This is a genomic window from Micromonospora sp. NPDC005220, from assembly GCF_040607895.1.
Lineage (GTDB): Bacteria > Actinomycetota > Actinomycetes > Mycobacteriales > Micromonosporaceae > Micromonospora.
Map to the genome: position 1 here is coordinate 1 of NZ_JBEXHP010000108.1, position 12978 is coordinate 12978.

Annotated in this window: 13 protein-coding genes; 7 read left to right on the forward strand and 6 right to left on the reverse strand. The window is 70.7% G+C overall.

Annotation, left to right across the window (positions count from 1 at the left end; translation table 11 throughout):
- Positions 1-101 precede the first annotated feature (101 nt).
- Positions 102-2978 carry a ricin-type beta-trefoil lectin domain protein gene (locus ABZU52_RS26860; RefSeq protein WP_354973745.1) on the reverse strand — a complete coding sequence of 959 codons (2877 nt, stop codon included), beginning with the start codon at positions 2976-2978 and terminating at the stop codon, positions 102-104.
- Positions 2979-3281: 303 nt separating this feature from the next.
- Between ABZU52_RS26860 and ABZU52_RS26865 the strand changes: the two genes are divergently transcribed.
- A complete protein-coding gene (locus ABZU52_RS26865; protein WP_354973746.1) occupies positions 3282-3869 on the forward strand; it encodes a general stress protein in 588 nt (195 codons plus the stop codon).
- Between the two features lie 47 nt (positions 3870-3916).
- Here the strand turns inward: ABZU52_RS26865 and ABZU52_RS26870 are convergent, their stop codons facing one another.
- Both ABZU52_RS26870 and ABZU52_RS26875 read right to left on the reverse strand, forming a co-directional pair.
- Positions 3917-4504, reverse strand: a complete 588-nt coding sequence (locus ABZU52_RS26870; protein ID WP_354973747.1) for a DUF1684 domain-containing protein — start codon at positions 4502-4504, stop codon at positions 3917-3919.
- 33 nt (positions 4505-4537) lie between these two features.
- A complete protein-coding gene (locus tag ABZU52_RS26875) occupies positions 4538-5107 on the reverse strand; it encodes a WHG domain-containing protein (RefSeq protein WP_354973748.1) in 570 nt (189 codons plus the stop codon).
- Between the two features lie 60 nt (positions 5108-5167).
- Here ABZU52_RS26875 and ABZU52_RS26880 point away from each other — a divergent pair, with 60 nt between their 5' ends.
- Positions 5168-5656, forward strand: a complete 489-nt coding sequence (locus ABZU52_RS26880) for an FBP domain-containing protein (RefSeq protein ID WP_354973749.1) — start codon at positions 5168-5170, stop codon at positions 5654-5656.
- A gap of 61 nt (positions 5657-5717) precedes the next feature.
- Here the strand turns inward: ABZU52_RS26880 and ABZU52_RS26885 are convergent, their stop codons facing one another.
- Positions 5718-6251 carry a GNAT family protein gene (locus tag ABZU52_RS26885; protein WP_354973750.1) on the reverse strand — a complete coding sequence of 178 codons (534 nt, stop codon included), beginning with the start codon at positions 6249-6251 and terminating at the stop codon, positions 5718-5720.
- A 157-nt stretch (positions 6252-6408) separates the two neighbouring features.
- Here ABZU52_RS26885 and ABZU52_RS26890 point away from each other — a divergent pair, with 157 nt between their 5' ends.
- From ABZU52_RS26890 to ABZU52_RS26900, 3 genes are all read left to right on the forward strand, one after another.
- Positions 6409-6891 (forward strand): MarR family transcriptional regulator, encoded by a 483-nt coding sequence (locus ABZU52_RS26890; protein ID WP_354973751.1) that lies wholly within the window; start codon positions 6409-6411, stop codon positions 6889-6891.
- A gap of 11 nt (positions 6892-6902) precedes the next feature.
- Positions 6903-7889 carry a pirin family protein gene (locus tag ABZU52_RS26895; protein ID WP_354973752.1) on the forward strand — a complete coding sequence of 329 codons (987 nt, stop codon included), beginning with the start codon at positions 6903-6905 and terminating at the stop codon, positions 7887-7889.
- Positions 7890-8666: 777 nt separating this feature from the next.
- On the forward strand, positions 8667-9149 hold the full coding sequence (locus tag ABZU52_RS26900; protein WP_354973753.1) for a MarR family transcriptional regulator: 483 nt from the start codon (positions 8667-8669) through the stop codon (positions 9147-9149).
- A 26-nt stretch (positions 9150-9175) separates the two neighbouring features.
- Here ABZU52_RS26900 and ABZU52_RS26905 read toward each other — a convergent pair whose 3' ends face one another.
- Positions 9176-9304: a hypothetical protein gene (locus ABZU52_RS26905; RefSeq protein ID WP_354973754.1), complete on the reverse strand. Its 129-nt coding sequence runs from the start codon at positions 9302-9304 to the stop codon at positions 9176-9178.
- A 130-nt stretch (positions 9305-9434) separates the two neighbouring features.
- Between ABZU52_RS26905 and ABZU52_RS26910 the strand changes: the two genes are divergently transcribed.
- Positions 9435-11024 carry a phospholipase D-like domain-containing protein gene (locus ABZU52_RS26910; protein ID WP_354973762.1) on the forward strand — a complete coding sequence of 530 codons (1590 nt, stop codon included), beginning with the start codon at positions 9435-9437 and terminating at the stop codon, positions 11022-11024.
- Here the strand turns inward: ABZU52_RS26910 and ABZU52_RS26915 are convergent.
- Positions 10973-11722, reverse strand: a complete 750-nt coding sequence (locus ABZU52_RS26915; protein WP_354973755.1) for a hypothetical protein — start codon at positions 11720-11722, stop codon at positions 10973-10975. The two genes, ABZU52_RS26910 and ABZU52_RS26915, sit on opposite strands and share 52 nt — an antisense overlap.
- A 376-nt stretch (positions 11723-12098) precedes the next feature.
- On the opposite strand from ABZU52_RS26915, the gene ABZU52_RS26920 reads away from it, so the two are divergent.
- Entirely contained in the window at positions 12099-12920 is an 822-nt protein-coding gene (locus ABZU52_RS26920) for a SigB/SigF/SigG family RNA polymerase sigma factor (RefSeq protein WP_354973756.1), read from the forward strand.
- The last annotated feature ends 58 nt before the right edge of the window (positions 12921-12978 follow it).

The following is a 12978-nucleotide window of genomic DNA, read 5'->3' on the forward strand; positions in this document are numbered from 1 at the left end:
GGCGGGGGGCGGGGGGGGGGGGGGGCCGGGCTCCGCCGCCGCCGCGCGGCCCCGTGCGTCACCGACGCTCGGGTACGGGTGCCGCGCCGGTCAGGGGGCGGTCACGGCAGGGTCCAGCGTTGCGCCCCGGTGCCGTTGCAGGTCCAGATCCGCAGTTGCCGGCCGTCGGTGAGGTCCGAGTTGGGGATGTCCAGACAACGCCCGGACTGCGGGTTGCGCAGGCTGCCGTCCGGCTGGGCGGCCCACTGCTGGGCCCCGCTGCCGTTGCAGTCGTAGAGCTGCACCAGGGTGCCGTCGGTGGTGCCGCTCGCCTTCACGTCCAGGCACTTGGCGAGGCCACGCACCGTGCCGTCGCCGGGCAGCGTCCAGCGCTGCGCGGCGGTGCCGTTGCAGGTCCAGGTCTGCACCCTGGTGCCGTTCGCGGTCTGACTGGAGGCGATGTCCGCGCACTTGCCGAGGGCCTTGACCTCTCCGGTGCGCGCCCCGCCGGTGCCGACGCCCGGCCCGGTGAAGGTGTAGCTGTCCACGTCCAGCAATGCCCCGCTGCCGCCGGTCATGACCAGGTACAGGTCGTGGGTGCCGTCGTCGGGCCTGGTCACCGTGGCGCTCAGCTCGGTGTAGTTGTCCCAGCCGCCGGTGTTCGGCACCGCGATCCGGGCGACCTCGGTGCCGGTCGGTGAGTCGTACCGGAAGGAGAGGGTGCCCCCGGGGCCGCCGGAGGAGACCCGGGCCCGGACGCCGGTGATCCCCTTGAGGCTCACCGCGTGGTGTCGAACACTCTCGCCGTTCTGGATGTCACCCAACCGCTTGCCGCCCTCGGCCGCCGCCTGGTCGATCACCTTGGGGCCGTTGAGCTGGACGAAGTGCTCGGCCTGCCACTGTTTCGGGTAGAGGCTGATCTCCTGCTCACCGGTGAGGGCGGCCGAGCCGGTCGCGCCGCGGTCGGTGTAGCTGCCGCGCAGGACGAAGAACAGCACCGAGTCGGGGCCGGCGTGCACCGGGCCGGTGTTGAAGGTGGCGCCGCAGCCGGTCCCCTCCCCCTCCTCGTGGGCGTGCTCCTGGTGGCCGAGCGCGGCCCGGACGACCACCGTCGAGCAGGCGGGCGTGCCGTCCTGCGGGTCACTGGCGGTGGCGCCTACCGCCAGGTCCTGCCCCCAGTCGAAGAGCCCGCCGGCGGGCAGGCCGGTCACCGTGACCGTCGGCCGGTTGTTGCCGACCACCACCGACACCACTGTGGTCGCGCTGCGGCCGGTGCCGTCGTTGACGGTGAGCCGGGCGCTGTAGCTGCCGTTGGCGGAGTACGTGAAGGACGGGTTCGCGGCGGTCGAGTCGGTGCTGCCGTTGTTGGTGAAGTCCCAGGCGTACGTCAGTGGGTCGCCGTCCGGATCGGAGCTGCCGGCGCTGGAGAAGGTCACCGAAAGGGGGGCCAGGCCGTTGTCCCGGTTGACGGTGGCCTTGGCGACCGGCGACCGGCCGCCCTGGACATAGTTGATTTTGTAGAGGCCGGCGTCGGCCGCGCCGGAGAAGTAGCCGCTGCCGTACTCCAGCAGGTAGAGCGAGCCGTCCGGGCCGAACTGCCAGTCGATCGGGTGGACGAACTTCATGCCGGCGAGCACCGGCTCGATCACGGTCGGCGCGCCGGTGGACGGGTTGCCGTTGTCGAACTGGACCTCCTTGATCCAGTTGCGGCAGTACTCGGAGATCAGCCACTTGTTGTCGTAGTAGGCCGGCCACTTCACGTCCGAGACGAGGTTCGGGTCGTAGTGGTAGACCTCGACGTGGTTGGGCGACCCGCACCCGCCGGGGTTGTCCAACGCCGGCCAGTCCTCACTGCCGCCGTGCTGCTCCCAGACCAGTGCCGGTTTCGTCGGTGGAAGCTGCTGGACGCCGGTGTTGCGGGGTGAGTTGTTGACCGGGCCGGTCGAGCCGCCGCAGGGGAACCAGCCACGCGGGGTGGCGGTGGCGAAGTCCCAGTCGTTGTAGGCGACGTTGGGGCCGCCGCAGTACGGCCAGCCGTAGTTGCCGGGCCCGGTGGCCCGGTTGAACTCGTCGTACGCCGCCGGGCCACGGTTGGCGAGGTCGGCGCCGGCGTCCGGGCCCACCTCGCCCCAGTAGAGGGTGTTGTTCGCGGTGCGGTCCACCCAGATCCGGTACGGGTTGCGCACGCCCATCACGTAGATCTCGGGGCGGGTCCGCGCGGTGCCGGCGGCGAAGAGGTTGCCGGCGGGCACGGTGTAGCTGCCGTCGTTCTCCGGATGGATCCGGTTGATCTTGCCGCGCAGGTCGTTGGTGTTGCCGGAGGTGCGCTGGGCGTCGTACTGCGCGTTGCGGTTCGTCCGCTCGTCGATCGGGGCCATCCCGGCGGAGTCGCCACCGGAGTTGGTGTTGTCGCCGACGGCGAAGTACAGGTTGCCGGCGGTGTCCCAGCTCATCGAGCCGGCCGAGTGGCAGCAGAGATCGCGTTCGGTGGGCCACTCGATCAGCATGTCCTCGCTGGCCGGGTCGAGCACCAGGGTGGACGGGTTGAAGGTGAACCGACTGATCCGGTTGACCAGCGGGGTGACCTTCGGCGAGTAGAAGAGGTAGACCCAGCGGTTGCTCGCGAAACCCGGGTGCAGGGTGATGCCGATCAGGCCGTCCTCGAAGCGGGCGTCCAACGCCAGGGTCAGAGCCACAGTGGTGGACCTGGTCGCCGGGTTGTAGAGCCGGACCTGACCGCCGGCGCTGCTGGTGCCCCGGTTGATGTAGAAGACCTTGCCGTCGGGGGCGACGGCCAGTTCGATCGGTTCGCCCATGGAGAGACCGCCGTCGAGGGCGACTTTCTCGAAACCGGCGGTGGCGGGTGGCGCGAGGGCGGCAGCCTGGACCGGTGCGGCTGCGGCCGGCCGACCGGTTGCCTGCGGGACGAGGCAGAGGGTGACCAGGACGGTGAGCACTGTGGTGGCGCTGACGAGACGTCGGCGCGGTGTGCGGGACACGAGACCTCCAGCTGTCCGGGGGATCTCGGTGCCGCTCCCGCCGACTGGAGGAGCACCGCAGGGGTGCCCCGGACATTAACGCCTTTCACTGCGAAGCGATAGAAGTTCGCTCCGAGAGATAGAAAGTTGTCACGATCTGGCGGAAAGTTTGGCTCAGCGGCGCCGCGCTGGGGCTGATCTGTCCGCTCTCCACCTGACCGCCTACCCGGGAGGTCAGGTGGAATTCCCTGCCGCCCGACGGCGGCGACCGCGTTACCGGTCGGCCTGGCGGGGAACCCGGGGACCTGACGAGGGAGGATGCTCATGACGTCAGCTTCGGGGCCGACCGCCGCCTGGCGGTCCGGCACACAGGATGGCATTCAGCTTCCATCCGGGCCGGCCGGCCGCCTGTCGACACCGGCCGGGGACGGCCACGGGCCGGCGGCCGGCGCGCCGACCGTGACGATCGGCTCGTACCCGGACTATCCGGCCGCCCAGCGGGTCGTCGACTACCTGGCCGACAACCGTTTTCCGGTGGAGCACACCGCCATCGTCGGCACCAACCTCACCCTGGTGGAGACGGTGCTCGGGCGAATGACCACCGGTCGAGCCGGTCTGCTCGGCGCCGGCACCGGTGCCTGGTTCGGGCTCTTCATCGGCCTGCTGTTCGGCATCTTCACCGTCGGCAACTGGCTGGCGGTGATCCTGGTCGGGCTGGTCATCGGTGCGATCTGGGGTGCCGTGTTCGGCGCGGTCGCGCACGCGATGACGGGTGGGCAGCGCGACTTCACCTCGGCCAGCTCACTGCGCGCCGGCCAGTACGCGGTGACTGTCGACGCCCAGCTCGCCGACCAGGCGCGACAGCTGCTCGGTCGGATGCAGATGCCGGGACGGGCGGCCGCCAACCGCTGAGCGACGACGGACCGCCCGTCCCGGCAGCACTCGGGGCGGGCGGCCGTTCAGTCGTGGTACGCCAGCTCGCCGGCCCGCAGCGGCACGTCGACCCGGTTCTCCGGTGGCGCCAGCGGGCAGGCCCAGCGGTCGTCGTAGGCGCAGCTGGGGTTGTAGAGGTAGTTGGCGTCCAGCCGGACCCGGTCGCCGGGCAGCAGCTCGACGCCCCGGCCGAAGGTGCCCTTCACCGTGTCGGTGAGGTACCGGCCTCCCCCGTAGCTCTCCTGCCCGCAGGTGCCGTCGCGCAGCGGAACGAACAGCCCGCCCCCGTACGCCTCGATCCACCACAGGGTCAGCGGCCCCCACGGTGTCTCGGCCACCGCGACCCGCCGGTACGCGACCACCCCGTCCGGGCCCCCGGTGTCGATGCGCAGCTCGCCGCTGGCCGAGCGCAGCGGCGCCTCGACGACCGCCGCGGGATTGGGCGGGAAATAGCGCACCCCGGCGAAGCCCGGTCGCTCCGCCGGGGGGATCGGGCTCTGCGGGTGGGTGGCGAAGAGTTCGTCGCGGCCGGCACGGAAGCCGGCCAGGTCGACGTCGGACAGGTACAGCCGGGCCACGCGCTCCCGCCAGTCGGCCAACTCCAGATCATCCACGCCACCGAGCCTATGCCGTGCCGCCGCGGCAGCTCAGCGCGGCGGCCAGTTGGTGAGGACGGCGTCGAGGGCGTCCAGGGTGCGTGACCAGGAGTCGTCGGTGGGGCGCGGGGTGTGCCGGAAGCTACCGGTCTTCTCCAGGCTCACGAACCCGTGGAACGTGCTGTGCATCATCCGCACCGCGTCGGTCTGGTCGGGCTCGGAGAGCCGGTAGCCGCGCAGGATCGCCCGGGTCATCTCGGCGTGTCGGACGCCCGCGCTCGCTGCGGCGGTCTCCGGGTCGAGGTCGATCTGCATGGCGGCGTACCGACCCGGGTGCTCTCGCGCGTAGTCCCGGTACGCGTTCGCGAACGCCACCAGGGCGTCCTTGCCGGCCCGGCCGGCGAGCGCGGCGGCGACCCGGTCGGCCAGCTCCGCCAGCGCCAGCAGGGCCATCCTGACCCGTAGTTCGTGCGCGTTCTTGACGTGGAAGTACAGGCTGGCGTCCTTCACTCCGAAATGGCGGGCGAGCGCGGCGACTGTGACGTTCTCCAGGCCCACCTCGTCGGCCAGCTCGGCCGCGGCCAGCGTCAGGCGTTCGGCGGTCACCCCGGCACGTGCCATGCAGCACACCCCCAATCTATCCCTAATAAACACTTGCCTAGGAGGGCTAGGCTACTACCTATGTTAGAGGTTACCGAGTCCGCCATCCGCGCGTCCTTCGTCAATTGCAGCCGGGGCGAGGCGAAGCGGCTGGCCGTACCAAATGATCTTGAAATGCGCCCGTGGGACGATCTCGACTTTCTCGGCTGGCGGGACCCGTCCGCGCCGCAGCGGGCCTACCTGGTCGCCGAGACCGACGGCAAGCTGGCCGGGGTGGTGCTGCGGGCCGCGACGCACCAGACGGGGCGCGTGCGGCACAGCATGTGCTCGTTCTGCCTGACCACGCACCTCGGCGGGGGCGTCTCGTTGATGACCGCCCCCAAGGCCGGCCCGAGCGGGCGGCAGGGCGATTCCGTGGGCACGTACCTCTGCTCCGACCTGGCCTGCTCGCTGTATCTGCGGGGGAAGAAGCACGCCGGGCCTCCCGCGCCCGAGCCGCTGCCCCTGCCGGAGAGGATCGCCCGCGTCAGCAGCGCCCTCGCGGCATTCCTCCGCAAGGTCACCGAGTGACGGATCGAGGCGACCTGCGCGGCCGGGGCCGACGCCTGTTCGGACCCCGGCCCGCCTCCGGCTAGCGGTCGGTGGCCAGGCGGGCGTGCAGGTGCTCGTCGTAGCGGCGGCCGTCGCCGTACCGGTACGACTCGCGCAGCGTCCCCTCGGCGAGGTAGCCGGCCCGCTCCGCGACCCGGCAGGACGGCGGATTCGCCACCGCGTGACACAACTCCACCCGGTGCAGCCCGAGATCGGCGAACGCCCAGTCGGTGAGCCGGACGACGGCGCGCACCGCCACCTGACGCCCCCGCGCCGCGGGCACCGTCCAGTAGCCGATGGACGCGTCGCCGTCGTGGATGTGGTGCAGCGAGACCGAGCCGAGCAGCGTGCCGCCCGCCGACTCGGTCACCGCCATCGAGGCATGGTCGCCGGCGGACCAGTCGGCCCGCCGGCGCACCCAGAGCAGCGCGACCTCGTCATCGATCGGGCCGCGACCCTGCGGGTTCCACTGGGCGATCGCCGGGTCGCGGAGGGCGTCGCGCACCGTCGGGGCGTCCTCGTCCCGCCAGGGGCGCAGCAACAGGTCGGCGGCGGCGAGTTCCACGTGTTCCACGAGGCCGGAGTCTGACACAACGCGCGGCCTGCGCGCCGCTGGATTAGCGCAGACTTCTTTCAAAGCTGCACGATTCAACCCTGGGAGTGTGAACAGGTGACCCAGACAACGCTCAACCACATTCCTTAAATTTTGAAGTAGTGCTATCGTCGTGGGCATGACCGAGAGCCTGGACAGCACCCGAGAGGCCGCCTGGCGCGCCTACATCGAGGCCAGCCAGCGTCTCTACACCCAGCTGGAAGAGGATCTGCGGGTCGACAGCGACCTCAGCTTCGCCGACTACCACGTGCTGGTCCTGCTCTCCGAAGCACCCGGGCAGCGGCTCCGGATGGGCGAGCTGGCCAGCCGGTTGATCTTCTCGCCCAGCCGCCTCACGTACCAGGTCTCCTCCATGCAACGTCGTGGCCTGGTCAGCAAGGAGCCCTGCCCGGACGACCGGCGCGGCAGCGAGGCGGTGCTCACCGCCGCCGGGCTGCTCGCGCTGCGGGAAGCCGCACCCCACCACCTGGCGTCGGTGCGCACCCACCTGATGGACGACCTCGACGACGCCGAGGTCGCCTGCCTCACCCGGGTCTTCGACCGGCTCGGCGAGCGCCTGCGCGCATCGCGGGTCACCTCGACCACCCCTGCCCCACGTTAGGAGCCCCCGACATGCCCGCGATCACCGTCGACAACGTTCTCGTCCTGCCCCGGCTGCCTCGACTCGACGAGGCCACCACGATCCGCCCGGTCCGCACGGTGACCACGGCGCCCAGCGGCTTCGAGGGTGAGGGCTTCCCGGTCCGTCGCGCCTTCGCCGGGGTGTCGACCGCCGACCTGGACCCGTTCATCCACCTCGACCAGATGGGCGAGGTCGACTACGCGCCGGGCGAGCCCAAGGGCACCCCGTGGCACCCGCACCGCGGCTTCGAGACCGTCACGTACATCATCGACGGCGTCTTCGACCACCAGGACTCCAACGGCGGCGGGGGCACCATCACCGACGGCGACACCCAGTGGATGACGGCGGGCAGCGGCCTGCTGCACATCGAGGCGCCGCCGGAGCACCTGGTGGTGAGCGGCGGGCTCTTCCACGGCACCCAACTGTGGGTCAACCTGCCCCGCTCGGCCAAGATGAACCCGCCCCGGTACCAGGACATTCGGGGCCGGGAGTCCGCGCTGCTCACCACCGAGGACGGCGGCGCGCTGATCCGGGTCATCGCCGGTGAGATCGCCGGGCACAAGGGGCCGGGCTCCACGTTCACGCCGATCACCATCAGCCACGTCACCGTCCAGCCCGGCGCGCAGGTCGACCTGCCCTGGAACCCCGACTTCAACGCCCTGGTGTACGTGCTCGGCGGGCGCGGCACCGTCGGCGCCGAGCGCCGGCCGGTCCACACCGGCCAGCTCGCGGTGCACGGTCCGGGCAGCGCGCTGCGGTTCAGCGCGAACGCCACGCAGGACAGCAACACCCCGGCGCTCGACCTCTACATCATGGGCGGTCAGCCCATCCGGGAGCCGGTGGCGCAGTACGGCCCGTTCGTGATGAACACCCGTGACGAGCTGCTCCAGGCGTTCGAGGACTTCAAGGCCGGCCGACTCGGCGTCATCCCCACCGAGCGCGTCCCGCACACCGACGGCCAGGGCCCGCGTCCCTGACCTGACAATGCGAACGCCCCCGGAGCGGTCCGGGGGCGTTTCGCGTAGTACCGGTCAGGCCGCTTCGCGGGCCTTCGCCAAGTCGACGAACGCCCGCCACGCCGCCAGGCTGAAGACCAGCGCGGGCCTGTTGTACGAGGCGATGCGCGACCTCTACCACCTGAACCCGTACGACGGGCCGAGCCCGCGAGCCCTGTACGACCGGTTCGTGGGATGGGGACCGTTCCGCAGACCGATCGTCGAGCCTACGACCGCGCACTGTGATACGTAGACGATCGATTCCAAGGGTCCGTGCGGGAAGGTGTTGGCGCGTCTGATGGTCGAAGACCGTGCCGGCGACGTCGTCCGGGGCACGGGGGGCGGTTGACAGGGTAGATCTTGGACACTTTCCGTTAGCAGCTAACGGAAAGTGTCCAAGATTGCCAGCGATGGCGGGTGAGGCGGGCCCGAGGTCGTGCCGCACGGGAGCATCTGGTCCCTGTCGCAGCCGGAGGTCAACTCGCCGCGACACGTCCCCGACCGACGGGCGTCGGCGGTCAGGTCCCTTGGAACAGATCATTTAGATCCCCGCAGGCCGCCGTGCTGGTCAGTCACCGGGCGTAGGTAGGACAACGCGCCGGGTCGCGTCGACAAGCGCCCCCGGGTACAGGTCGGCCAGCTCCCGCCCCTCGACGGCCCGTGGCTCTTGACTTCAACCTTCGTTCAAGGTCCAGCATCAGCCGTATGCAGATCCCAGGAGACAGCGCGGCCCCCCGAACGACATCGAAGGAGGCAGCAATGGCCCTGCCGATGCAGGCCGACGCCAACCAGGTGGCCGCGTACTGGACGCGGCTGGCGTACGAGTCCATCATCCGGTTCACCCGCGACGAGCAGGCCAAGCGCGGCTTCACGCAGCCGCAGTTCTGGATCCTGCGCCACCTATCCCCTCACGACCTGGCACCTGATGACGGCGCAGCAAGGACCATTCCCCAGCTTCAGCAAGCCATGACCGAGTACATCCGCCCCGAGGACGACCTCGCGAGCGAAGCCGAGGTGCTCCTCAGCCACGGATGGATTCACGCAGATCACGACGGCCGCCTACGGATCACCGACGCCGGCGAGGCAGCTCGCCTGCGGATGAAGCACTCCGCTCCCGAGATCCGGTCGCTGATCCATCAAGGTATCGATGACGCGGACTACGTTGCGGCGCTGAGAGTGCTGCACAAACTCATCGCCAACACCACCCTCGTGCCGGAGACGGAAGCCGTGAAGCTTGCCTGAGACCGACTGAGGACGTCGGCGGCGCCTCAGGAGACCGCGAAAATACCGGCGACGCCCAGGATCACCATCAGCAACACCGCTACCAGCGCACCCCGTTCGCTCTCGACCGCCGGCTCGCGGTACTCGTTCACGGGGTTCGTCGTCTCGCGGGGCATGGTGTGGCCTCCTCGACTGTTGTCGCGTACTCGTATGGCGTCGTCCAGGTCACCGGTCGGCGGACCTGGCATGCGGACCCGCGTCCGGGGTCCTACCGTGAGGACGTTGTCGACCTCCGGGGGGCTGGACGTGCCGTTACAGGACTGGTTCCTCACCGCGCAGGAACGTGCCAACCCGGTCTCTGGGTTACCCGTCTGGACGACCGGAAACCTCGCCGAGCCGTTGATTCACGGCGCGGCGTACTTCGACCGGCTGGTCGAGGAGGTGGAGGCGTTGACCGCCGGCGACCACCTTTTCTTCACCGACTGGCGGGGCGACCCGGACCAGCGGCTGCGTCCGGACGGCCCGACCGTGGCCCAGCTCTTCGCCCAGGCCGCCCAGCGGGGCGTGGTGGTCAAGGGCCTGATCTGGCGCTCACACCTGGACGTGCTGGCCTACAGCGAGGCGGAGAACCGCGACCTCAGTGAGACGGTCTCGGCGGCCGGCGGCGAGGTGCTGCTCGACCAGCGGGTCCGCCGGGGCGGCTCGCACCACCAGAAGCTGGTGGTGCTGCGGCACGTCAACGCCCCGGAGCGGGACATCGCCTTCGCGGGTGGGATCGACCTGTGCCACAGCCGCCGCGATGACGCCGCCCACGAGGGCGACCCACAACCGGTGCAGATGTCCCCCCGGTACGGCCCCAATCCGCCCTGGCACGACGTGCAGCTCGCGGTGCGCGGGCCGGTGGTCGGCGCGCTGGACACCCTGTTCCGGGAACGCTGGACCGACCCGATGCCGCTGGACTCGGAGAACCCGATGGCCTACCTGCGGGACCGGCTGCGCGGCGCGGACCTGCGGCCGGACCCGCTGCCCGAGCAGCCCGCCGACCCGCCCGAGTGTGGGCCGCACCAGATCCAGGTGTTGCGCACCTACCCCGCCGTGCGGCCGCGCTACTCGTTCGCTCCGAACGGCGAGCGGACCGTGGCCCGGGGTTACACCAAGGCGGTACGCCGGGCCCGCCGGCTCATCTATCTGGAGGATCAGTACCTCTGGTCGGCCGAGGTCGCGGACCTGTTCGCGCACGCGCTGCGGGACAACCCGGAGCTGCACCTGATCGCCGTCGTCCCCCGCCACCCGGACGTGGACGGCAAGCTGGTGTTGCCGCCGAACATGGTCGGGCGCGAGCAGGCGCTGTCGCTCTGTGAGCGGGCCGCACCGGACCGGGTGCACGTGTTCGACGTGGAGAACCACGCCGGCGACCCCGTCTACGTACACGCGAAGGTGTGTGTGGTCGACGACGTCTGGGCCAGCGTGGGCAGCGACAACTTCAACCGGCGGTCCTGGACCCACGACAGCGAGTTGTCCTGCGCGGTGCTCGACGACACCCCGGACCGGCGGGAGCCCACCGACCCCGCGGGGCGGGGCGACGGGGCGCGGACCTTCGCCCGGGACCTGCGACTGCGGCTGTGGCGCGAGCACCTGGACCGGGACCCGGACGGGGCGGACGACGCCGACCTCCTGGATCCGGCGGACGCGGTCGCGGCTGTCACGGCTGCCGCCGACGCGCTGCAGCGGTGGTACGACGCCGGCCAGGTGGGAGAACGGCCGCCCGGGCGGTTGCGCCCGCACCGCCCCGAGCGGCTGCCGTGGTACACCCGGGCCTGGGCGCTGCCGGTGTACCGGCTGGTCTACGACCCGGACGGCAGGCCGCTGCGCGCGAGACTGGCCGGCACCTGGTGAAGCGGTCGGGCCGGCTCCGGCGCGGCGACCGCGTACACGCTCAGCCCGCCCGGGTAGGCGAACGACGAGCGCGGTGAGTAGTAGCCGAAGCCGATGGTGAGCGGGTTGGCCGGGCGCAGCGCGTACATCGGGTGGCCGGGCTGGAGGAACTCCACCGACTCGATCTCGAACGGGGCGACCGGCTCGGCGACGAACGGGTAGGCCGAACTGAGCAGCTGGCCGTCGCGCCGGGTGAAGTAGCGGTGGTGCCCGCTGCTGATCACGTGCCCGGTCTCCCCCACCCGACACCGTGCCCGGATCAACGGCGTGCCGTCGATCTCCGTCTCGGAGAGCAGATCCTCGCCGTCCACCTCGATCCGGGTGCGCCCGGCGAGCACCGGAGCGCCGCGGGCGACCGCGTAGTCACGGACCCGCCGGCTGGAGGCCACGTAGTGCGTCCACCAGCCACCCGGGTTGAGGCCGCCGGGCGCGTCGACGCCCAGGAGCGAGATGCCGAGGTAGGTCAGCGAGTACGCGCCGAAGCCGGAGGTCTGCGTCTCGTCGTCGACGATGTACTGGTTGAGGAAGACCTGCCGGTCGGGGCGGGGGCAGAGCTCCGGGGGCACCAGAGCGGCGACCGCGTCGGGATCCGCCGGCAGCCAGCTGAAGTAGAGGGTGCGACTGTTCACGACGAGCTGGGGAGCGGCGGGATCGAGCACGGTGCCTCCGAACGGTGTGTACAGGCGACGCTACGGCCAGTCCCGCCAGTGGGACAACGACGGATAGTTGACACTCCTGCCGACTTGTCGGATTTCCTGTTGACCAGTAGACGCGGACCGGGGCCGATCGGCCGGGCCGACTCGACGACCGGGCAGCGGTCCGCAGCCCCAAAAGGCGGGTAAGGATCCTCACTGCCACCCCGAATTTCGCGCGATTTGCCCCTTTTGTAATTGAACACGCCTTAAGTACATCAACCTTTCGGCTAGATTTCCGGGAGACGATCAGGTTAAGGTGACTCCCGAACGGCCCACTGGAAGCTAAACCAAAGCGTCACGTCTTTTTCGTCAGCGGACGAGGTGCAGGGAGGACCACCCAATGACCGCGCCAACGATCACCGAGCAGCCGAGCACCGCCGCCAAGGCCACCAAGCTCGACCCGCGCGCTCTCACCGACAGCGCCGCCGACCTGCTCAACGCGATGGCGGCGCTGCCCGCCAACCACCCGTCGCGCGCCGCTCTGCGGGACCGCGCGATCGAGGCCTGGCTGCCGCTCGCCAACCACCTGGCCCACCGCTACAGCGGGCGCGGCGAGCCGAACGACGACCTGGCCCAGACCGCCGCGATCGGCCTGATCAAGGCCATCGACAAGTTCGACCCCTCGCGCGGTGTCGACTTCGCCGGCTACGCCATCCCCACCATCATCGGTGAGCTCAAGCGGCACTTCCGGGACCGCACCTGGGACATCCGGGTGCCGCGCCGGCTCCAGGAGCTGCGGCTGGCTATCTCCGACGCCAACAGCTCGCTCCTGCAGACCCTCGGCCGCTCGCCGACGGTCGCCGACATCGCCGCGCACCTCAAGCTCACCGAGGAAGAGGTGCTGGAGGGCCTGGAAGGCGCCCGGGCGTACAACGCCGTGTCGCTGTCCACCCCGACCGGCGACGGCGAGCGCGCCACCGAGCTGGGCGACATGCTCGGCGGCGAGGACAGCGAGTTCGAGCTGGCTGAGCTGCGGGTCGCCCTCGGCCCGGCGCTGGCCACCCTCGACGAGCGCGAGCAGAAGATCCTCACGCTGCGCTTCTACGGCAACCTGACCCAGTCGCAGATCGCCGACCAGATCGGCGTCTCGCAGATGCACGTCTCGCGGCTGCTGACCCGGGCGCTGACCAAGCTGCGCGGCCAGCTCGACGGCACGTACTGAGCGCACGAGCGGAGGGCCCGGGGCCCCCGGGCCCCGCCCCCCCCGGAACCACCAAAAA

Coding starts and splice junctions, on each gene's coding strand:
- ABZU52_RS26865 (WP_354973746.1), top strand. CDS start 3,282: ATGACGTCAGCTTCGGGGCCGACCGCCGCCTGGCGGTCCGGCACACAG.
- ABZU52_RS26875 (WP_354973748.1), bottom strand. CDS start 5,107: ATGGCACGTGCCGGGGTGACCGCCGAACGCCTGACGCTGGCCGCGGCC.
- ABZU52_RS26880 (WP_354973749.1), top strand. CDS start 5,168: ATGTTAGAGGTTACCGAGTCCGCCATCCGCGCGTCCTTCGTCAATTGC.
- ABZU52_RS26890 (WP_354973751.1), top strand. CDS start 6,409: ATGACCGAGAGCCTGGACAGCACCCGAGAGGCCGCCTGGCGCGCCTAC.
- ABZU52_RS26895 (WP_354973752.1), top strand. CDS start 6,903: ATGCCCGCGATCACCGTCGACAACGTTCTCGTCCTGCCCCGGCTGCCT.
- ABZU52_RS26900 (WP_354973753.1), top strand. CDS start 8,667: ATGGCCCTGCCGATGCAGGCCGACGCCAACCAGGTGGCCGCGTACTGG.
- ABZU52_RS26905 (WP_354973754.1), bottom strand. CDS start 9,304: ATGCCCCGCGAGACGACGAACCCCGTGAACGAGTACCGCGAGCCGGCG.
- ABZU52_RS26920 (WP_354973756.1), top strand. CDS start 12,099: ATGACCGCGCCAACGATCACCGAGCAGCCGAGCACCGCCGCCAAGGCC.